Origin of the sequence: Alcaligenes sp. CHO6 (assembly GCF_037120595.1) — a bacterium.
Classification (GTDB): Bacteria; Pseudomonadota; Gammaproteobacteria; order Burkholderiales; family Burkholderiaceae_B; genus Alcaligenes; species Alcaligenes ammonioxydans.
The window spans coordinates 1668128-1689168 of sequence record NZ_JBANCI010000001.1 but is presented as its reverse complement, the minus strand read 5'-3'; the positions used below and the strand labels follow the sequence as shown (position 1 = coordinate 1689168).

The following is a 21041-nucleotide window of genomic DNA, read 5'->3' as shown; positions in this document are numbered from 1 at the left end:
TGGCCCTACGGTGGCGCTGGCGGCCAGCACCGACACGCGGCTGGTGGTTCATATTGCCGATATGGACTGCCCGGCCGAAGAGAATATGATCCGTTCGGGTCTGAAACGTCTGGACCAGGTACAGAGTCTGGGCTTTGACCTGATGCAGCGTGTCCTGACCGTGGAGCATGCAGAAGGGGCACGCGACAAGGTATTGAATGCATTGCGCGGTTTGGGCTTTGAGCCTCGCATGGCTGACGAGGCGCCGGTGCCAGCAGCCTCGCCCCGCCAGGGACTGGTTCGCATTGTCGCTGCGGTGGTGCTGGCCTTGGGCGCCGAGATTAGCCATTGGCTGGCGGCCCCAGAGTGGCTGATTGTGGTTCTGGCTGGGGCGGCGATCCTGTCCGGCGGCGTGCAGGTGTACAAAAAGGGCTGGATTGCCTTGCGCAATGGTCAGCTCAATATCAATGCCTTGATGAGTATTGCCGTAACCGGCGCGGTGATTCTGGCACAGTGGCCGGAAGCAGCCATGGTTATGTCTTTGTTCAGCCTGGCAGAATGGATTGAGGCCCGCTCTCTGGATCGTGCTCGTAGTGCGGTCGACAGCTTGCTCAAGCTGGTACCCGATGAGGTGCTGGTCAGTACGGATGGTAGCCAATGGCAACGGATGCCGGCCAATCAGGTTCAGGCGGGTTGGCAGGTGCGCGTGGCGCCCGGGGAGCGTTTCGGCCTGGATGGCAAGGTCTTGCAAGGTGTAAGCACGGTTAATCAGGCTCCGATCACGGGCGAGAGTGCGCCCGTGGACAAGGCCCCCGGCGACGAGGTGTTTGCCGGGACGATTAATGGCATGGGCGAGCTGGTGTATCAGGTGCAGTCCGCGCACGATGAAACCTTGCTGGCTCGTATCACGCGCTCGGTTCAGGAAGCCCAAGCCAATAAGGCGCCCATTCAGCGTTTTGTGGATCAATTCTCGCGTGTCTACACCCCATTGGTGGTGCTTGCCGCGGTGGTGATGGCCTTGGCCTTGCCCCTGATGGGGGGGGTGAGCTGGACGGAGTCTGTGTATCGGGCTCTGGTCTTGCTGGTGATTGCCTGTCCTTGCGCTCTGGTGATTTCCACCCCGGTGGCGGTGGTCAGTGCTTTGGCGAGCGCCGCACGCGCCGGTATTTTGATCAAGGGGGGCGTGTATCTGGAGCGTGCCCGACAGTTGCGGTATCTGGCTGTGGACAAGACGGGCACATTGACCCTGGGCGAGCCTTCCTTGAGCGAATATGGCAGCCTGCGTCAGAGCCTGTCGGATGGTGATGTGCTGGACATGGCGCTTGCGTTGGCCGAGCGTTCTGACCACCCGGCCTCTCAGGCGATTGCACGAGGCCGTGTCAGTTCGGGCTCATTAAGCCTGGATCAGTTCGAGGCGATAGCGGGTAACGGTGTGCAGGCGCAAGGTGTGACGGGTCAATTGCGTTTGGGCAAGCGCAGTTGGGTGCTGGGCTCCCATCAGGCCCAGACCAGCCCGGCCGAGCTGCAGGCCGTGCAAAGTGGTGCCACCATGGTGTATCTGGGGGACGAGCAAGGTTTGCTGGCCTGGTTCGCGATGAGCGATACGCTGCGTCCCACCACCACACAGGCGATCCGTGACTTGCAGGCGCTGGGTGTGCAGGTGGAGGTGCTCTCTGGTGACCATGAGCAAGCCGTGCGCCATGTGGCCCAGCAAGCCGGAATTCAGGATTTTCGAGGTGGTTTGCTGCCACAAGACAAGTTGGATCGGATCGAGGAAAAACTGGCTAAAGGCCTGGTAGCCATGGTGGGCGATGGCATCAACGATGCCCCCGCCCTGGCTCGTGCGGATGTGGGTATCGCCATGGGTGCTTTGGGTTCGGACATTGCGATCGAGACGGCCGATGTGGCTTTGATGGACGATGATCTGGGCAAGATTGCCGTGTTGATGCGTCAGTCCCGGGCTTTACACCTTGTGCTGTGGCAGAACATCAGCCTGGCCTTGGGCATCAAGGCTGTGTTCCTGGTGATGGCTCTGACCGGTCAGGCCACCATGTGGATGGCTGTGTTTGCCGACGTGGGGGCCAGCCTGCTGGTGGTATTGAACAGTTTGCGTCTGCTGCGTGCCCGGAACGCGTAACCCTCTTGTTTGCTAAAAAAACTCCACCTGATTGAGGTGGAGTTTTTTTATTGCCGGGCTGCCCCCCAACTCGGCTCCCCCTCTCGGTCAAAATGGGCTCCTTGGGGATGAGCTCTAACCCCCAGTAATGCATCACAGACTGCTGTGTGCCAGGCCAGTTTGAACGGCCTGCAGGTCGCGAGCTGGAGCGCAAGCCGCGGGCGCAGCATGGGGTTTCTTTTAAGCGTCATCAAATAAGGCCATCACTAACGTGAAGGTTGTGGCGTGCGCGGTAGTATCATTAAGCCTCCATTTGAGTGTAGGCCCCGCTTGTTTCTCATCTGTGTCGAGCAGGCTGGGCATGATAAGGACGCGCGATGATTGCACTGCTGGAAGCGGGTCGAGCCGGATTTCTAGGGCGAAAATATTGGCTGAATAATGTGCTGGCCGGTTTGGTGGTGGGCGTGGTGGCCTTGCCGCTGGCCATGGCCTTTGCCATTGCCTCCGGGGTCAAGCCGGAGCAGGGTTTGTATACCGCCATTGTTGCCGGTCTGGCGGTTTCATTATTTGGCGGGAGTCGGGTTCAGATTGCAGGGCCTACGGGCGCTTTTATTGTGATCTTGTCCGGCGTGGTGGCGCAGCATGGCGTGGCCGGGCTGCAGATTGCCACCTTGATGGCCGGGGTGATTTTGCTGCTGCTGGGCCTGTTGCGCCTGGGGGCGGTGATCCGCTTCATCCCCGATCCGGTCATTGTGGGGTTTACGGCCGGTATAGGCGTGATTATCTGGGTAGGGCAGTGGCGGGATTTCTTCGGTCTGCCCGCCGTTCAAGGCCAGCACTTTCACGAAAAACTCTGGTTCCTGCTGCATAATCTGCCGTCTCTGGACTGGGCAACCACGCTGCTGGGGATGTTGTCCCTGGCTATTTTGATCGTTGTGCCCAAGATTCCGTCCCTGGCGCGCTTGCCTGGGCCCTTGGTGGCTTTGGTCTTCATCACCCTGCTGCAGGCCGTGTTTCGGTTTGAGTCTGTAGCGACCATCGGTTCCAGCTTTGGCGCCTTGCCCAGTGGCTTGCCCGCTTTCCAATGGCCGCAGATTACGCTGACCCGTGTGGTGGAGTTGATCGGGCCGGCTTTTGCCATCGCCATGTTGGGGGCGATCGAGTCTCTCCTGTCCGCAGTGGTGGCCGATTCGATGACAGGCTCACGCCACGACTCCAATCAGGAGCTGGTCGGCCAGGGGATTGCCAACGTGCTCTCACCCTTGTTTGGCGGGATTGCCGCCACGGGGGCGATAGCCCGTACCGCCACCAATATTCGCAATGGCGGTAACAGTCCCATTGCTGGTGTGGTGCATGCGATTTTTCTGGTGCTGGTCCTGCTGCTCTTGGCGCCCTTGGCCGCATATATTCCTTTGACGGTACTGGCTGCCATTTTGTTCATGGTGGCCTGGAATATGAGTCAGGCCAAGTTGCTGCTGCGTTTGCAGCGGCGCATGCCCCGGGCTGACCTGTTCATTTTGTGGGTGACATTTGCCCTGACCGTGTTCGCGGATCTGGTGGTGGCCGTCAATATCGGGGTGATCCTGGCCATGTTGTACGTGCTCAAACGCACCTCTGACGGGGTGCAGGTACGGGCGCTGGAAGGCCGTCGTTTGCAGCGGGCACTGGATGTGTCTTTTAGCCAGGAGCTGCGTCAGGATATCTGGGTGCTGACCCTGGAAGGTCCTTACTTTTTTGCCAGTGTTGAAGCAGTCAATCGCGCACTGCTGTCCGTGCCAGACCCAATTCGAGCGGTGGTCGTGCGCCTGAATTATGTGCCTTTTGTGGACGCCACTGCCATGCAGGCCCTGGAGTCTGCTCTGACAGAGCTGGAGCAGCGCAATGTCATGGTCGCCTTGTGCGAGGCTAATGAGAAAGTGACTCGCAAGCTGATTCGCATGGGCTTGTTCAAACAAATCCATGCCCAGCGTGTTTTCGATAGTTTGCAGACGGCCTGGGACAGTGTCAGCGCGACACTGGACCATCGGTCCGGTCAGGACAACGGGGCGGCAAGCTCGGACGTGCAAGCGGCCCCGTAGGCCTGGAGAGCGGGTTCGGTCACCGCTGGCTGTGGGCAATGGCAGAAGGCTTAACGGAGCAGTTTGAACTCATCGTCACCCATAAAGGCATAGCGCAGGGCGTCGATCAAGGCCAGAAAGTAGGCCAGCGGGGACCAGATGGCAAATAAAACCAGGAACAGTAGGCCCATGCCGATCTGACCCAGGTAAAAACGGTGTACGCCCAGCCAGCCCAGGAAAATTGCCAGAACAATGGCAATCTTGCGATGGCTGTTGGGTTTGGTCAGCTCGTCTTTCTTGCTGGTTGAGATCCAGATGACCAGCGGGATGGTGATCAGAAGGGCGATCAATGCCTTGCCCCAGTGGACTGTCAGGTATTGCTGGACTTCACGCATCAGGTCGACGAAGTCATGAAACAGAAACCCCAGGTAGGACGCGAGGTAGCGGAGAATGGCTTCGCCAAAAGTCAGGCCCAGCATGACGATCAAAAAGATGGCAATGCCCAGAATGATTTTTTGCAGCATGGTGTTTCCGTCAAAAAAACAGCAGGTTCAATAAGTGCGGGCCTGACGCACGGCGTGCTCCCAACTGAGCATCAGGTTTTGCGCTTCATCGCGCGACATGGTCGGTTCAAAGATCCGGTCACACTGCCACAGCGATGCGATATCGGCTGGACCAGCGTACAGCCCGCTGCCCAGGCCCGCCAGGTAAGCGGCGCCCAAGGCCGTGGTTTCAATAGTAACGGGGCGCACGACGGGCAGGCCTAACAAGTCTGCCTGAAATTGCATCAGAAGATTATTCGCGCACGCGCCGCCATCTACGCGCAGCTCGTGCAGGGCCGGGCCGCCATTGGCTTGGACGTCACGATTCATGGCCTGCAATACCGCAGCGCTTTGATAGGCGATGCTGTCCAGGGCCGCGCGTGCAATGTGTGCCATGGTCGAGGCTCGTGTCAAACCGGTTATGGTCCCACGCGCCTGCGCATCCCAATAAGGCGCTCCCAGGCCGGTAAAGGCAGGCACCAGTCGCACACCCTGGGCATCGGGAACGCTGCGCGCCAGCGCTTCCACCTGAGCGCTGTGCTCCAGAGCACCCAGACCGTCGCGTAGCCACTGGACAACCGCGCCGCCGATGAACACGCTGCCTTCCAGCGCATAGGCGGGTGTGTCTTCATACTGGGCCGCGCTGGTGGCGATCAGCCCGTTCCGGGAATGGGGCACTTGCGAGCCACAGTGCATCAACAAAAAGCAGCCTGTTCCATAGGTGTTCTTCGCCATGCCTGGTGTGGTACAGGCCTGGCCGAACAGGGCGCTTTGTTGGTCGCCCGCCACACCGCAGATAGGAATGGGGCTGCCCAGGACATCCGGGCTGCACCGGGCAAACTCCGAGGCGGAGCGCTGGACCTGGGGCAGGACGCTGGCAGGAATGTTGAACAGCTCCAGCAGCTCCTGATCCCACTGATGACGATGAATGTTGTAGAGCAGCGTGCGTGAGGCGTTGCTGACATCGGTGGCATGCACCTTGCCGCCGCTCAAGTGCCAGATCAGCCAGCTGTCGATGGTTCCAAAGGCCAGTTCGCCACGCTGTGCCCGTTCTCGGGCGCCGGGCACGGTGTCCAGCAGCCAGCGCAGTTTGGAAGCGGAAAAATAGGCATCAATCGGCAGGCCAGTTTTTCCGGTAATGCGGGCTTCGTGCCCTTGCTCGCGCAACTGGGCGCAGAAGTCCTCGGCGCGCCTGTCTTGCCAGACGATGGCCTTGTGCAGGGCTTGTCCGGTTTGCCGGTCCCATAGCACGGTGGTTTCACGCTGATTGGTAATGCCGATGGCGTGAATGTCCTGGGGGCGTAGACCTGCCTGCTCGATTGCTTGTCGGGCGGTCCGAAACTGAGTGTCCAGAATTTCCTGGGGGTCGTGTTCCACCCAGTCTGTGCGCGGATAGTATTGTTGAGTTTCCTGCTGCGCCTTGGCCAGAATGCGGCCATCTGCCGCTACAACAAGGCTGCGCGAGCTGGAGGTTCCCTGATCGAGAGCAAGTAGGAATGTCATGCGAATGAGGCGGTAAAAGCGGAGCAGTCCACAGTGTACTGGCTCTGTGTGCTACTCGGGGGGGTGAGCACAGGAGGCGGACAAGTTTCACTGGACGGTAAAAGATCAGGGGCTAAAATCAGGGTAAATCCCGAGCCAGTCAGTGTTTTTCGGGTGTCTGCTAATTTCAGGTCCAACTTTTATTTATGACTACATTAAGTTCCCCCTTATTGACCGATAGAGCCCAGATGCTGGGTGCCCTGGCGCGCACCACGCAGGTGGATATGGTCGTGATAGGGGGTGGCGCGACAGGACTGGGCGTGGCCCTGGATGCCGCCCTGCGCGGTTTGAGTGTGGTGGTGCTGGAAGCCTGGGATTTTGCCAAGGGCACGTCTTCGCGGGCCACCAAGCTGGTACACGGTGGGGTGCGTTATCTGGCCCAGGGCAATGTCAGTCTGGTGCGGGAGGCCTTGCGCGAACGCATGCATTTGCTGAGCAATGCGCCGCATCTGGCACAGCGCCTGCCTTTTGTCATGCCCAGCTACAAGTGCTGGGAAACCCCATTCTATGGGGTGGGCTTGATGGCATACGACGGTTTGGCGGGACGCGAGGGATTGGGGCATACCCAGTTTCTGAGTGCATCCAAAATCCGGCAGCTTTTGCCCGGAGCCCGGCAAAGTGGCTTGAAAGGGGGTGTCAAATATTGGGATGGTCAGTTTGACGATGCCCGTCTGGCCTTGGCGCTGGCTCGTACGGCAGCCTTAAAGGGGGCTTTGCTGATTAATTATTGCCCGGTGGTGGAGGTGATGCACCGGGAGGGCAAGGTCTCTGGCGTGCGTTGCCAGGACAAGGAAAGCGGTCAGGTTTATGAGATCCAGAGCTCTTGTGTCGTCAATGCCACTGGAGTGTGGGTCGACCAGATTCGGCAGCTGGATGCGCAGGAAGCTGGGCGCGAACTGCGGCCCATGGTCTCACCTAGTCAGGGCGTACACCTGGTCGTCGACCAGGAATTCTTGCCGGGTGAGCATGCATTGCTGGTGCCACGCACCCAGGATGGGCGGGTCTTGTTTGCTGTGCCCTGGCTGGGCAAACTGATTCTGGGCACAACCGATACGCCTCGAGACGATATCCCGTTGGAGCCGCGTCCTTTGGCTCAGGAAGTGGATTTTATTTTGAAGGAATCCGCGAACTATCTGCAAAAAGCGCCCACCGTACAGGATGTCCGCAGTATCTGGGTGGGGCTACGACCCTTGGTGCGTCCGGCTGCTGAGTCGGCCGCGGGACAGACGCAGTCCATCAGCCGCGAACATAGTATTACGGTGAGCGCCAATGGCCTGTTGACAGTGACGGGGGGGAAGTGGACAACCTACCGGGCCATGGCTGAAGACGTGCTGGAACGCTGTCAGCAGTCCGGCCTGCTGGGGCCCTTGCCGGCCTGTCGAACGCAGGACCAGCGTCTGGTGGGCGCTTCCTATGTGGGGGATCGGCGCGTTTTGGGCCGTACGCCCGGCTTGGATGCCTATGGCAGCGAGGCCGATTGGGTGCAGACGCTGCCGGGAGCCGATCAGGAGCTGGCTCCTGGTTTGAGCGTCGCCATGGTGCGCTTTGCCTGTCGCTTTGAATATGCCCGGACGGTTGAGGATGTGCTGGCCCGTCGTTCGCGTCTTTTGTTTCTGGACGCACGTCTGGCGCAGTCGATCGCCCCGGCGGTGGCGGCGATTATGCTGGAAGAAACAGGGCGTTCGCCGGAATTGGATGCCTTTTTGCAGTTGGCCGAGCAATACGCCACGGTGCCCACGTCATAAGCGCCTGTTCTGCTGCTGACAGGCCCTTGCCTGAGGGAACGTCAATGAAAAAAGAGCCTTGCTGACCAAGGCTCTTTTTTATGCCGGCTTGCCGGGGCATCAATCAAAAAAGGTGCGGGCGGTTTCAAAGCGTTTGGCGAAATAGGGATTATCAAGTGAATCAATCCGTACCCGCCCCCCACTGGAGGGGGCGTTGATGAACTGTTGCTTGCCGATATAAATGCCTACATGTGAGTTGGGTGTGCCCAGCGTGTTGAAAAACACCAGATCACCGGGGCGCAGTTGTGCCCGGCTGACGCGACGGGCAACGCTGGCCTGATCGCGGGTGCGGCGCGGAATGGGGGAGCTCGATTCCTGGCTAAAGACATAGTGCACCAGTCCGCTGCAATCAAAACCGGTGGAGGGTTCACGGCCTCCGTAACGGTAGGGCGTCTCCAGCAGGGTCAGCGCCGACAGGACGACGGCCGAGCGACGCTGATTATCCAGGCTGATGGATTGCCCCGTAGGGAGACGGGAGGAGGGGCTATGGGCGCATGCCGCCAGCACCAAACTCAGGCATAAGGCGAACAGACGTTGCGTAAAAGCAGCAGGAACCATGGGCTGTTACAAAACGGATGAGGGCGCAGCGGGCAGGGGGGCTACTCGCAGATTATCCGATATTTCGTCGCTTTTTAGGCCAAGCCTGAGAGGGATCGTCGAAATATGCATTAATTAATGACCAATATCTGCAACAAAACATATTTTTGATACAAGCGTTTTGATTTTTGTCATGTTACATCTAGTTTATATCTACAACATTAAGTGAGCATCTGATAATATTCTGCTGTGCCTTGATGCATTTATTGCATATATACGACGTTTTCTATGTTTTAAGAGCATTTATAGACAGTGTGTGTCAGAAGCGTCGATAATGTAAAAAGTATATTCACGCAATAGATTGCCAGGCATGATACATATTTATGTAACTTTATATGTTTTAAATGTGTTTTGTTACAAGAAACTAGCTGATTAACAGATTTACAAGGATGGCTGACATGCCCGTATCGGAAAATTCGCTGCTGAATGATATTCAGGAAGTCAATTTGTCGTACTTGTTACTCGCGCAGCGTCTGCTGCGGGAGAATTTTTCGGCAGGTATGTTCCGTTTGGGCTTCGACACCGATGTGGCAGAGACTTTGTTGCGTCTGTCACCGGCCCAACTGGTCAAACTGGCCAGCTCCAGCTCGTTGATTTGCGGCTTTCGCTTCAACGACTACGACCTGCTCACCACGTTGACGCAGAATGTGCTGGGAGGGGTATTGCAGCAGGCTCACTCCACCATTCTCCTGTCCCAGCGGGCGACGGCAGAACAGGCTGGCTGAGCCAGTCCCGAACTTATTACATCAAGAACTATGGCTATAAAAAGCGTCGCCAAAGAGGCCCAGGAAATTGGGCTTGCTTCCGACATGATTGAGCTGGGGGCGCGCTTGCAGGTTCTGCAAGCAGAAACATCGTTAAGTTACGACCGGCTGGCCCGTTTGTACCGCGAAGTCAAAGGCTGCTCGCCGCCTAAAGGCATGCTGCCTTTTTCGGTTGACTGGTTCATGACCTGGCTGCCCAATATTCATTCCAGTCTGTTCTACAGCATTTACCAGTTCATGGCCTTGCATACGCCTTGCGACAAAAGCCGTGCGCTGGTCGAGGCGTATCGCCTGTATCTGGAGCAGTCTTCGGCAGGTCGTCTGGATGTGGGGCCAGATGAAGAACCGGTGCTGAGCTTCACCCGCGCCTGGATGCTGTTGCGCTTTTTTGATAGTGGCCTGTTGCAGTTGTCCCAATGCGAGCGCTGCAAGGGGGGGTTTGTGGCCCATGCGCACGATCCCGAAGCCGGCTTTATTTGCGCTATTTGTCGCCCGCCTCCGCGAGCTGGCAAGACGCGTGCCAGCAAGGCGCGCAGCACAGCGAAATCGCCTGCCGGCAAAAGTCGAAAATCCGACTCGACCAGAGAGCCGCAAGCCGGGGTCCCGGGGCACGTCGCCGTTCAGGCAGACGTGCCCGTTTAGCAATAGCTTTTGTCGTCAGTATGCAGCAAAGCCGGATGGATGCTGGTTTTTGATGTGGATCTGATACCAATCTGAATGTGTCAAGGCAACCGGAAGCGTTGATCTAGGCTGGAAAAAGGCCGTTAACGTGTCGTTTTAGCCCGGTTGCTTGCCGCCATCATTAGCAGCGTGTATTTGAAGAAGGCGTATCCGTGCTTATTATCCTTGGATATATCATTGTTTTCGTCTCCGTTTTCGGGAGCTTTGTAGGGCTGGGCGGGCATTTGGGTGCGCTCTACCAGCCTTTTGAATTACTGCTGATTGGTGGCGCGGCCCTGGGGGCCTATTTTGCGTCCAACAGTGGCAAGTCCATCAAGCTGCTGGCCAAAGCCTTGCCGATTGCCTTTCGCAGCAGCCCCTACAACAAGCAGTTGTACATGCAGTTGATGGGCATGCTGTCCGTACTGCTGAACAAGGCTCGTCGCGATGGCATGATGTCCATCGAGGCCGATATCGAAAACCCTGAACAAAGTCCCATCTTCGCCGATTACCCCAATGTGGTGAAAGATCCGGCCTTGATGAACTTTGTGTCCGATTACTTGCGTTTGATGATCAGCGGCAATATGAGCTCGTTTGAGATCGAAACCCTGATGGATCAGGACATTGAAACCCACCAGCACGAGCGCAATGTGCCCGCGCGCGCCTTGCGAGAGGTCTCCGATGCCTTGCCCGCCTTCGGGATTGTGGCGGCAGTGCTTGGCGTGGTGAAAGCCCTGGCATCGGTGGATCAGCCGCCTGCTGTGTTGGCCGATCTGATCTCCAAGGCCATGGTCGGGACGTTTCTGGGTATTTTGCTCGCTTATGGTTTTGTGGCTCCTTTGGCCGCGACCATCGAACGCCGCACTTCGGATTCGGTCAAGGTGCTTGAATGCATCAAGGTGACCTTGCTGGCCAACCTGAACGGCTATCCTCCCCAGTTGGCGGTGGAGTTTGGTCGCAAGGTGCTGTTTTCCTCCGATCGCCCTTCGTTCCAGGAACTGGAAGAGCATGTCCGTCAGGCCCGTTCGGGTGGCGGTCGCAAAGCCTAAGCGGATGCGTTCATGAGCAATCACAAGGATCGCGTGGTCATCCGTCGCAAGAAGATGGCCCATGCCGAACACCATGGCGGCAGCTGGAAAATTGCCTATGCCGACTTCATGACGGCAATGATGGCCTTTTTCCTGGTGATGTGGATTCTTTCGCTGGTTCCCAAGCAGGACTTGAAGGAAATCGCCGATTATTTTCGCATGCCCTTGATGGATGCGATCTCCGGCGGTTATCAGGCCGACTATTCACGCAGTGTGATTCCAGGCGGTCAGCCCAGTCTGGTTCCCAACCCCCATTCTGGAGTCAACTCCAGCCAGGCGGCAGACGACCGTCAGGATGTCGAGCGTCTGGAAGATTTGAAGTCCGCTCTGGAGGAGTTGATCCGCATCGATCCGGTCTTGAGCGAGTTTCGTCCGCAATTGCTGCTGGACATGACTCAGGACGGTTTGCGCATTCAGATCATTGACCGCCAAAGCCGCCCCATGTTTTCCACGGGCAGTGCGCATGTGCAGATCTATATGCGGGCGATTTTGCGCTCGCTTAGCGCCCCGCTCAACGAAATGCCCAACCGCATTCTGATTTCCGGTCATACCGATTCGCTGCCTTACGCCAGTGGCGAGCGCCTCTACAGCAACTGGGAACTGTCCGCTGACCGGGCCAATGCGGCTCGCCAGGAGCTGGTGGCCGGCGGTCTGGCCGAGGCCAAGGTCAAGCAGGTGCTGGGTTTGGCCGATACTGTCAGCCTGGTTAAAGATAACCCCGCCGCAGCCGTAAATCGGCGTATCAGCCTGCTCGTGCTCAATAGCCGGGCGGAACGACGCATGGACGAGCAGGCGGCAAGTGGTTCGCAAGAGTTTGATTTGCGCGAAGCCATGCAGGAGACCGACGGGCCAATCAGTATTCATATTCCCGGTTTGCCTGCCATGCCTTCTGCTTTGCCGGTAGTGCCTTAGGACCTGTTTTCAGGCCCGGATGGCCCACGGGTTTGGGCTGTGCTTTTTGTTTTGTTGTTCTAAGCCATAACCAAGAAGGAAGTGTTCATGAGCTCCGGCGTGGATCTGAGTCAGTTTTACGAAACCTTTTTCGATGAAGCCGATGAGTTGCTGGCGGACATGGAGCGCTTGCTGCTGGAGCTGGATCTGGATGAGCCAGATCGTGACCAGCTCAATGCCATCTTTCGGGCCGCGCACTCCATCAAGGGTGGGGCGGGCACGTTTGGCTGTTTCGGTCAGTTGGCTGAGACGACTCATTTACTCGAAAATCTGCTCGATCTGGTCCGTAATGGCGAGATGCAATTGCGCAAGGACATGATTGACCTCTTTCTGGAAACCAAGGACGTGCTAACCGGACAAGTCAATGCCTATCGCGAGGAACAGGAGCCTGACGAGGAAGCCTACACTCGCATCTGCGCGCAGTTAAGGCAACTGGCCCTGGAACAAAAGGGCATTCTGGCAACGGACACGAAAGGCGCAGAAGCGATTTTGCAAGCTGAAGCCGAAGCAGAGCCCGAGCCGGAACCGGCCGCCAATACGGAAGGCTTGCCGCTGTGGGTGTCCATGGGGCCGGTCTCGGATAAGGATGCCGAGGCCTTGCAACAGGAAATGGAGTTGATGGGCACCATCGTCCATCAAACTCGCGAAGGTGATCGCCTGGATATCTGGGTGGAAACCACGGGTTCGGCTGACGATATCCTGGCCGTGTGCTGCTTTATTCTGAATGCCGATCAGGTGTCGGTAAAACCGGCCGCCGCGCCTGGGCAAGCGGTGACGTCTGCGTCCACTGCGGCACCCGCCGTGGCTCCCGCGGCTGCAGTGGTTGTCGAGCCTGCTGCCCCCGCTGTCGCGCCGGCCGCTCCGGCGCCCGCAGCGGCTCCGGTTGCCGCTGAGCCTGAGAAAACCGCAACGACGCTTCCTGCTGCTCCCAAAGCGGCCGATAAACCCGCCAAGGCGGCAGCACCCAAGGAGTCCGGCACCATTCGTGTGGGCGTGGAGAAGGTCGACCAGATCATCAATCTGGTTGGCGAACTGGTCATCACGCAAGCCATGTTGGTGCAGACGGCCTCTACGCTGGACCCGGTGGTGCACGACCGTTTGCTCAACGGTATCGAGCAGCTCGAGCGCAATGCGCGTGATCTGCAAGAGTCGGTCATGTCCATTCGCATGATGCCCATGGACTATGTGTTCAGCCGCTTTCCGCGCGTGGTGCGTGAAAGTGCCGCACGCATGAACAAGAAGATTCGTCTGGTCACCAAGGGGCAGGCCACCGAGCTGGACAAGAGCCTGATCGAACGCATTATCGACCCGCTGACTCACCTGGTGCGCAATAGTATCGACCACGGCATTGAAATGCCCGAGGATCGGCTGGCAGCGGGCAAGGAAGAAGAGGGCGTGCTGACCTTGTCAGCCCAGCATCAGGGTGGCCACATCATTATTGAAGTGGTGGATGATGGTGCCGGCCTGAACCGCGAACGTATTCTGAAGAAAGCCATGTCCTCGGGCCTGCCGGTAACCGAGAGCATGCCGGACGACGAAGTCTGGCAACTGATCTTTGCCCCCGGTTTTTCCACCGCCGACAAGGTTACGGAAATTTCCGGGCGTGGCGTGGGCATGGACGTGGTGCGACGCAATATTCAAAGCATGGGTGGCCATGTGCAGCTGTACTCGCGTGCGGGCAAGGGAACAACCACCCGTATTGTTCTGCCGCTGACGCTGGCGATTCTGGACGGCATGTCGGTACAGGTGGGCAATGAAGTGTTCATCCTGCCGCTGGCTCATGTAACCGAATCCATGCAGCCTACTGAAGAGCAGTTGCGCCGCGTAACCGATACCGATCACGTCATGTTTGTGCGTGGCGAGTATCTGCCCCTGATTTCCTTGCGTGACATCTTCTCGGTTGAGGGGGCCGAGACCGATGTGACGCGCGCGATTGCCGTTATCTTGCAGGCTGAAGACATGCGCTTTGCCTTGCTGGTCGATCACCTGATCGGGCAGCATCAAGTCGTGGTCAAGAACCTGGAAGCCAACTATAGAAAAATTCCGGGTATTTCCGCTGCCACCATTTTGGGCGATGGCAGCGTAGCCCTGATTGTTGATGTTTTTGCCTTGCAACGTCTGGCGCGGGACCCCGCCTCGACGTGGGCCTGATTATTCGGAGATCTTTATGTCCAACGACTTTACTTCCCACTCCGAAGCTGCCGAGGCTGGCGGCAAGGAGTATCTGGTATTTACTCTGGGCGACCAGGAATACGGCATCGATATTCTGAAAGTTCAGGAAATACGCGGCTACGACTCTCAGACCGTAACGCGTATTGCCAACGTGCCCAACTTCATCAAGGGTGTCACCAATCTGCGCGGTGTGATTGTGCCTATCGCCGACTTGCGGGTGCGCTTTAACATGGAGCGGGTGGAGTACGACCACCAGACCGTGGTGGTGATTCTGAATCTGCACGACCGCGTAGCAGGTGTGGTGGTGGATGGGGTCTCGGACGTGCTGGTTTTGCAGTCGTCCCAGATCAGTGCCGCCCCCAGCTTTGGCACAGCTTTCTCGACCGAGTACCTGACCGGGATCGGCACGCTGGGTGAACGCATGCTGATTTTGGTGGATATTGAAAAACTCATGACCAGCGAAGAGATGGCACTGGTCGATAGCGCGGTGGCCTGATCACCCGAGTCTGCAAAGACTTGCAAAGCGGGGCCTGTTGAGCAGGTCCTTCAAGGATTGTTCGGGTCGGGGGAGGCGTCACAAGCGCCTCTGATGTTCTGATCTACTCTAGACAAGGTGCTTGCGATGCTGGATGGATTACGTTTGGCCAATCTGAAGGTGCGGACCAGTCTGATTCTGGTACTGGTGTTTTTTCTGGCAATGCTGGTGGCGGGCGCGGCTTTGGGGATTTTGTCCCTGCGTGCCAATAACGGTGCGCTGCAAAGCATCGTGGTCAACCAGCGGGTAGGCTCGGCCATGTATCAGGCGATCGAGCACTACAAAGAGACCCAAACCCTGATTGGACGAGCGGCCATCAGCTATGTGGTCAGCAACGATCTGCAAAACCAGGACCTGATGGCCGAGTGGAGCGATGCGGCGCCTGAAACCTCAGCGATCAGTTCGGCAACCCGCGATGCGCTGGAGGCGACGCGCAAGCAGTTCGAGCGTGCCCAGGAAGCGTTTTTTGAGTATCAGGGCGTGGCCACGCAGCTGGAAGGCACCAATGACTATTATCAGCGTGTAGATGCGGCATTCATGTCGCTGATGCAAGGCGGGGTGCTGCCTTTGATTGCCTATCTGGAGCAGGGCGATATTGCAGGTTTTCGCAGTTATGTCGCCACGACCACCAAGTTCCTGGAAGAAGATCTGTACAGCGCCTTGAACTCCTTGCAAGAGGCTCAGCAGCGCTCGATTGATACCCAGTACCAGAAAGAGAACGAGCAATACAACCTGGTAATCCGTCTGGTCGGACTGGCCATGGTGCTGTGTCTGTTTATTTCCCTGGCGGTGTATGTGTTCTTGAATCGCATGGTGCTGCGTCCCCTGCGTCAGGCTGGAGAACATTTTGACCGGATTGCCAGTGGTGACCTGACCCAGCGTGTAGAGGTCAAGTCCACCAATGAGATCGGCGTGCTCTACGATGCGGTCCGCCGTATGCAAAACAGCCTGCAGTCGATGGTGCAGACCGTGCGCCAGGGGGTGGAGGAGATTACCTTTGGCTCACATGAGATTTATGTGGGCAATACGGATCTGAGCAGTCGCACGGAAGAGCAGGCTGCCTCCTTGCAGGAGACGGCGGCCAGCATGGAGCAATTGGCCAGTACGGTTCGCCAGAACTCCGATAATGCCCAGCAGGCCGACAAGGTTGCCAAGAACGCATCGGAAGTGGCGCTGCGTGGCGGTCAGGCGGTCTCTACCGTGGTGCAGACCATGGAGGATCTGTCTGCCAGTTCGGGGCAGATCGCGCAGATTGTGAACGTGATTGACGGCATTGCTTTCCAGACCAATATCCTAGCCTTGAACGCTGCCGTGGAAGCAGCGCGCGCTGGCGAGCAGGGCAAGGGTTTTGCCGTGGTGGCCGGGGAAGTGCGTAGCTTGGCGCAGCGCAGTGCGCAGGCCGCCCGCGAGATCAAGGGTTTGATCGAGCAGTCGCTGGCCAAGGTCAAGGAAGGGACCCGCCAGGTGGACGAGGCGGGCAAGGTGGTGATGGAAGTGGTCAGTTCGGTACAGAGCGTGACCACCATCATGGCAGAAATTTCTTCCGCCTCGAACGAGCAGTCCGAGGGGATTGAGCAGGTAAACCGGGCGGTTGCACAAATGGATGTGGTTGTGCAGCAAAATGCGGCTCTGGTGGAGCAGGCGAGCGCAGCGGCCGGGTCTTTGCAGGATCAGGCCACCCGTCTGTCCGATGCGGTGTCGGCGTTCAAGGTGAGCGCGCACGACATTATTGATGATCCGTTTGAGTCGTCCGGACCGGAGCGTTCGCGTTCCACCGAGCGTCTGTCGACGGGGCCTTTTAGCGGGACCTTGGCCAGCCTGTAGCGATATGAGCACATCTGTGGAACCTTTTGTTTATACATTGCCCTCGATCCCGCAAGCCTCGAGGGCCGACTGTGAGCGAGCCGCGCGCTTGCTCAAGTCGTATGCGGGCATCATCTTAGGTACCCACAAAGAAGACATGGTGGCCCGCACGTTGGGCATGCGCAGCCAAGGTGCGGGGTTGCGGGAAGTGCGTCAGTACCTGGACGTTCTGGAGCAGGACACGCACAGCCAGGAATGGCAGGATTTTGTTAACGCTTTCACCATCAATCACACTGCGTTTTTTCGCGAGCAGCATCACTTCGATATTCTGGGCAAATTTGTCAGCACACGCGGCAAGCCGCTGGATATCTGGTGCAGTGCGGCCTCGACCGGCGAGGAGGCATATTCGATTGCCATGACTGTGCGCGAGCACTGCCCCTCGCCTGATGTCAACGTGTCCATCCTGGCCAGCGATATTGACTCGGCTGCCCTGGACAAGGCCCGGCAGGGGGTCTACACCCTGGAGCGCATCCAGCCTGTGCCCGATCTCTGGTTGCCCCGCTATTTTCAGCGCGGCGTGGGCGCGCGCAAAGGGCTGGCACGGGTTAAGCCCGTGTTGCGCAACATGGTGGAGTTCGAGGAGTTCAACCTGGTGGGGCCAACCTGGCCCTCGTCCAGTCGTTTTGATGTGATCTTCTGTCGAAACACCATGATTTATTTTGATCGGGATGACCAGACGCGCATTCTGGAGCGATTTGCCGCCGTGACCAAACCGGGCGGCCTGCTGTTTGTCGGGCATTCGGAGAATTTCTCTTACCTGACCAAGGCATTTCGCCTGCTTGGTCAGACGGTATATGTCCGCAATTAGGGCCTGACCGCCTCTTGCCAAGCGCCAGGCTCTGTCGGCGCTTGAAATCGGGATTATGAGTAGCATGAAGAAAATTCGAGTTTTGTGTGTAGACGATTCCGCCCTGGTGCGCAGCCTGATGGTGGAAATTATCAACAGTCATGCGGATATGGAAGTGGTGGCGGTAGCCCCGGACCCGCTGGTGGCGCGCGAGCTGATCAAAGAACACAATCCAGATGTCCTGACGCTGGATGTGGAGATGCCTCGCATGGACGGCCTGGATTTTCTGGAGCGCCTGATGCGCTTGCGTCCGATGCCGGTCGTGATGGTCTCTTCGCTGACCGAGCGCAATTCGGATGTCACCTTGCGTGCACTGGAGCTGGGCGCCGTGGACTTTGTGACCAAGCCCAAGCTGGGCCTGCGCGATGGCCTGCTCGATTACTCGGACCTGATTGCCGACAAGATCCGTGCGGCCTCCATTGCCCGTCCGCGCCGTGCTGTTCCGGCCGTGCCAGGCGCGGCCCCGGCGCGCCGCCTGACGCATAATTTTTCAACGACTGAAAAACTGATCATGATTGGCGCCTCCACGGGTGGCACGGAAGCCATCCGCCAAGTGCTTGAGCCCTTGCCGGCCAATTGTCCGGCCATCATGATTACCCAACATATGCCTGCCGGTTTCACACGCTCGTTTGTGAACCGACTCGATGGCTTGTGCTCCATGCAGGTGCATGAGGCTGAGGACGGTCAACGCGTGCTGCCCGGCCACGTGTATCTGGCTCCAGGCGGGGTCGCTCACATGAAGCTGGCCCGTTCAGGGGCCAATTATGTGGTCAAGCTGGTCGATAGCGAACCGGTCAATCGTCATCGGCCTTCGGTCGATGTCCTGTTTCACTCTGCTGCCGAGCTGGCCGGACGCAATGCCGTGGGGGTGATTCTGACCGGCATGGGCAAGGATGGCGCACAAGGCCTGCTGGCCATGAGACAGGCAGGAGCCTTGACCTTTGCCCAGGATGAGGCCACCAGTGTGGTCTTTGGCATGCCGCGTGAAGCCTTGCAAATTGGCGCAACGGATATCGCCTTGCCGTTGGGGCAGATCAGCGAACGAATTCTAGCCAGTGTGGGGGCCTTTGGGCACCGTGTATAAACGGGCCTGAACGCACTGGCATGCTACTCATTTGGAGAATGTAAATGGTACAAAAAAATATAAAGATTCTCGTCGTCGATGACTTTCCTACCATGCGCCGGATCATCAAGAACCTGCTCAAGGATCTGGGATACGAGAATGTGGATGAAGCTGAAGATGGCCAGATGGGCCTGGAGAAATTGCGTAATGGCAATTTTGAGTTTGTGGTCTCGGACTGGAACATGCCCAATCTGGACGGGCTGGAGATGCTCAAACAGATTCGCGCTGATGCGAACCTGGCTTCGTTGCCGGTGCTCATGGTGACGGCTGAAGCCAAGAAAGAAAACATTATTGCCGCCGCCCAGGCAGGGGCCAATGGCTACGTGGTCAAACCCTTTACCGCCGCAACGCTGGAAGAAAAGCTGAACAAGATCTTCGAGAAAATGGGCGGTTAATACGGAGTACGTCATGGACCCACAGCAAACACCGACTCATCCTGATTCCCAAAGCGTACCGGTTGATCTGGTCTACCGCATCGCCAATCTGACCCGCCTGCTGCGGGAAAGCATGCGCGAACTGGGTCTGGATCAAGCCATCAAAGATGCCGCGCACGCGATTCCGGATGCCCGCGATCGTCTGCACTATGTGGCTCGCATGACCGAGCAAGCCGCCAACCGGGTGCTCAATGCTGCCGAGCAGGTGCGTCCTTTGCAAGAGTCTTTGCAAGCCGACGCCCAGGCGCTCGATGTGGAATGGGAGCAATGGTTTGAGCAGCCCCTGGACCAGGATCAGGCCCGCGAGCTGGTCAAGCGCACGCGTGGCTTTTTGCGCGATGTGCCCGTCAAGGCCCAGCAGACCCAGGACAACCTGCTGGAGATCATCATGGCCCAGGATTTTCAGGATCTGACCGGGCAGGTGATCACGCGCATGCTGGGCGTGGTCGGCACCATCGAGACCGAGCTGGTCCAGGTGCTGGTCGACAATGTGCCCACGGAAAAACGCGAAGAAACTCAAAGCCTTATCAATGGTCCAGTGGTCTCGCCGGTGGCCTCGGAAGTGGTCACCAGCCAGGATCAGGTGGACGATTTGCTGGCCAATCTGGGCTTTTGAACCTGTCCCTTCGAGACGGCTTGTGTCGACATTAAAAAGGCGCTGCGCACTGCAGCGCCTTTTTGCTTGTGGGGAACAGCCTGCTTTTATCGGGCTTTCTCCGCGCTATCAGAGCGGCGGTGCTCTTTTAGAATGACCCCGCGACCTGTAGTGCGAGCGCGACATTTGTGCTGGGCGCTTGATTCATTCCTTCAATTCCTGCGTCTTGGCAGTCCATGGCAGAAGACAGCGATCTCGAAAAAACAGAACCGGCCTCGCCCCGGCGCCTGGAGAAGGCGCGGGAAGAAGGGCAGGTGGCCCGTTCCAGAGAGCTGACCACGTTTTTGATGCTGCTGGCCGGCATTGGTGGAATCTGGGTCGGGGCTGCGTATCTGTATGAAACCTTCGGCGGTATCGTGCGGCGCAGCGTCTGGTTCGATCCCCGTGTCGCCCATGACCCCAATGCCATGGTGGTCCAGGCGGCGGGGCTGGCTGGCGAAGCACTCAAGGGGCTGGCGCCCTTGTTTGCACTGCTGGTGCTTGTCGCGATACTGGCCTCCATTGCACTGGGTGGGATGAGTTTTAGCGGCAAGGCGCTGCAACCCAAGTTCGAACGCATGAATCCGGCCAAGGGCATCAAGCGCATGTTTTCCATGCAAACGGTGATTGAACTGATCAAGACCCTGGCCAAAGCGGGTCTGGTCGGCTCCGTGGCGGTCTATGTCATCTGGACCGAGCGCGAGCAGATGACAGCACTGATGTATGTGCATCCCACAGCGGCCATCGCCACGGGAATGACCTTGATCATCAAGTGTTGCGCCCTGATTGCCGCCAGCCTGCTGGTGATTGTGTTGATTGACGCGCCCTGGCAGCTGTGGAGCTTTTATAAGAAGCTGCGCATGTCGCGTCAGGACGTAAAGGAAGAACATAAGGAAAGTGAGGGCGATCCGCATGTCAAAGGGCGCATCCGGCAGCAGCAGCGGTCCATGGCGCGTTCGCGCATGATGTCCCAGGTGCCGGGCGCCGATGTGGTGGTCACCAACCCCACGCATTATGCGGTCGCGCTGAAGTACCAGGATGGCAAAGGTGGCGCGCCACGCGTGGTGGCCAAAGGAACGGGCCTGATCGCCGCCAAGATTCGCGGGCTGGCGGCAGAGCATAAGGTGGCGATGCTGGAAGCACCCGCGCTGGCGCGAGCCTTGTATTTCAATGTTGAGCTGGAGCGTGAGATTCCTGTGGACCTGTACTCGGCGGTGGCCGAGGTGCTGGCCTGGGTCTATCAGCTTCGTAACTGGAACAAGGGCCAGGGCGAACGTCCGATCATGCCCACCCGACTGAACGTGCCCACGGGCATGGATGAAGGTCCACTGCGTTCGCGCAAACATTAAAAGC

Annotated in this window: 18 protein-coding genes; 15 read left to right on the top strand and 3 right to left on the bottom strand. The window is 58.1% G+C overall.

Going from position 1 to position 21041, the window contains the following annotated elements:
• Positions 1 to 10 precede the first annotated feature (10 nt).
• Together V6936_RS07870 and V6936_RS07865 are read left to right on the top strand one after the other, a co-directional pair.
• Positions 11 to 2116: a heavy metal translocating P-type ATPase gene (locus V6936_RS07870; RefSeq protein WP_442892577.1), complete on the top strand. Its 2106-nt coding sequence runs from the start codon at positions 11 to 13 to the stop codon at positions 2114 to 2116.
• A 356-nt stretch (positions 2117 to 2472) separates the two neighbouring features.
• Positions 2473 to 4173, top strand: a complete 1701-nt coding sequence (locus V6936_RS07865) for a SulP family inorganic anion transporter (protein WP_336579684.1) — start codon at positions 2473 to 2475, stop codon at positions 4171 to 4173.
• Between the two features lie 50 nt (positions 4174 to 4223).
• On the opposite strand, the gene V6936_RS07860 is transcribed toward V6936_RS07865, so the two are convergent.
• Both V6936_RS07860 and glpK read right to left on the bottom strand, forming a co-directional pair.
• Complete coding sequence (locus V6936_RS07860; protein WP_003804721.1) at positions 4224 to 4676, bottom strand: TM2 domain-containing protein; 453 nt, start codon at positions 4674 to 4676, stop codon at positions 4224 to 4226.
• A 27-nt stretch (positions 4677 to 4703) separates the two neighbouring features.
• Positions 4704 to 6197 (bottom strand): glycerol kinase GlpK, encoded by a 1494-nt coding sequence (glpK, locus tag V6936_RS07855; protein WP_240209354.1) that lies wholly within the window; start codon positions 6195 to 6197, stop codon positions 4704 to 4706.
• Between the two features lie 185 nt (positions 6198 to 6382).
• Between glpK and V6936_RS07850 the strand changes: the two genes are divergently transcribed.
• Positions 6383 to 7981 carry a glycerol-3-phosphate dehydrogenase/oxidase gene (locus V6936_RS07850; protein WP_039943995.1) on the top strand — a complete coding sequence of 533 codons (1599 nt, stop codon included), beginning with the start codon at positions 6383 to 6385 and terminating at the stop codon, positions 7979 to 7981.
• 99 nt (positions 7982 to 8080) lie between these two features.
• On the opposite strand, the gene V6936_RS07845 is transcribed toward V6936_RS07850, so the two are convergent.
• The gene (locus tag V6936_RS07845; RefSeq protein ID WP_003804718.1) at positions 8081 to 8578 is read right to left on the bottom strand and encodes a C40 family peptidase; all 498 of its coding nucleotides are present in this window, start codon (positions 8576 to 8578) and stop codon (positions 8081 to 8083) included.
• A gap of 437 nt (positions 8579 to 9015) precedes the next feature.
• Between V6936_RS07845 and flhD the strand changes: the two genes are divergently transcribed.
• From flhD to flhB, 12 genes are all read left to right on the top strand, one after another.
• Positions 9016 to 9342 carry a flagellar transcriptional regulator FlhD gene (gene flhD / locus V6936_RS07840; protein WP_003804716.1) on the top strand — a complete coding sequence of 109 codons (327 nt, stop codon included), beginning with the start codon at positions 9016 to 9018 and terminating at the stop codon, positions 9340 to 9342.
• A gap of 30 nt (positions 9343 to 9372) precedes the next feature.
• Positions 9373 to 10023 carry a flagellar transcriptional regulator FlhC gene (gene flhC / locus V6936_RS07835; RefSeq protein ID WP_059317909.1) on the top strand — a complete coding sequence of 217 codons (651 nt, stop codon included), beginning with the start codon at positions 9373 to 9375 and terminating at the stop codon, positions 10021 to 10023.
• Between the two features lie 191 nt (positions 10024 to 10214).
• Positions 10215 to 11090, top strand: coding sequence for a flagellar motor stator protein MotA (gene motA / locus V6936_RS07830; protein ID WP_003804713.1), 876 nt, complete (start codon positions 10215 to 10217; stop codon positions 11088 to 11090).
• A 12-nt stretch (positions 11091 to 11102) separates the two neighbouring features.
• Positions 11103 to 12041, top strand: a complete 939-nt coding sequence (gene motB / locus V6936_RS07825) for a flagellar motor protein MotB (RefSeq protein WP_003804712.1) — start codon at positions 11103 to 11105, stop codon at positions 12039 to 12041.
• A gap of 87 nt (positions 12042 to 12128) precedes the next feature.
• Positions 12129 to 14231 carry a chemotaxis protein CheA gene (gene cheA / locus V6936_RS07820; protein ID WP_240209353.1) on the top strand — a complete coding sequence of 701 codons (2103 nt, stop codon included), beginning with the start codon at positions 12129 to 12131 and terminating at the stop codon, positions 14229 to 14231.
• Between the two features lie 16 nt (positions 14232 to 14247).
• The gene (locus V6936_RS07815) at positions 14248 to 14748 is read left to right on the top strand and encodes a chemotaxis protein CheW (RefSeq protein WP_003804708.1); all 501 of its coding nucleotides are present in this window, start codon (positions 14248 to 14250) and stop codon (positions 14746 to 14748) included.
• A gap of 126 nt (positions 14749 to 14874) precedes the next feature.
• Positions 14875 to 16611, top strand: a complete 1737-nt coding sequence (locus V6936_RS07810) for a methyl-accepting chemotaxis protein (RefSeq protein WP_131071435.1) — start codon at positions 14875 to 14877, stop codon at positions 16609 to 16611.
• A gap of 4 nt (positions 16612 to 16615) precedes the next feature.
• Entirely contained in the window at positions 16616 to 17458 is an 843-nt protein-coding gene (locus tag V6936_RS07805; protein WP_230406275.1) for a CheR family methyltransferase, read from the top strand.
• Between the two features lie 64 nt (positions 17459 to 17522).
• Complete coding sequence (locus tag V6936_RS07800; RefSeq protein ID WP_003804702.1) at positions 17523 to 18581, top strand: protein-glutamate methylesterase/protein-glutamine glutaminase; 1059 nt, start codon at positions 17523 to 17525, stop codon at positions 18579 to 18581.
• A gap of 44 nt (positions 18582 to 18625) precedes the next feature.
• Positions 18626 to 19015 carry a chemotaxis response regulator CheY gene (gene cheY / locus V6936_RS07795; RefSeq protein WP_003804700.1) on the top strand — a complete coding sequence of 130 codons (390 nt, stop codon included), beginning with the start codon at positions 18626 to 18628 and terminating at the stop codon, positions 19013 to 19015.
• A gap of 13 nt (positions 19016 to 19028) precedes the next feature.
• The gene (gene cheZ / locus V6936_RS07790) at positions 19029 to 19670 is read left to right on the top strand and encodes a protein phosphatase CheZ (protein ID WP_003804698.1); all 642 of its coding nucleotides are present in this window, start codon (positions 19029 to 19031) and stop codon (positions 19668 to 19670) included.
• A 215-nt stretch (positions 19671 to 19885) separates the two neighbouring features.
• Entirely contained in the window at positions 19886 to 21037 is a 1152-nt protein-coding gene (flhB, locus tag V6936_RS07785) for a flagellar biosynthesis protein FlhB (RefSeq protein ID WP_003804696.1), read from the top strand.
• Positions 21038 to 21041: the final 4 nt, after the last annotated feature.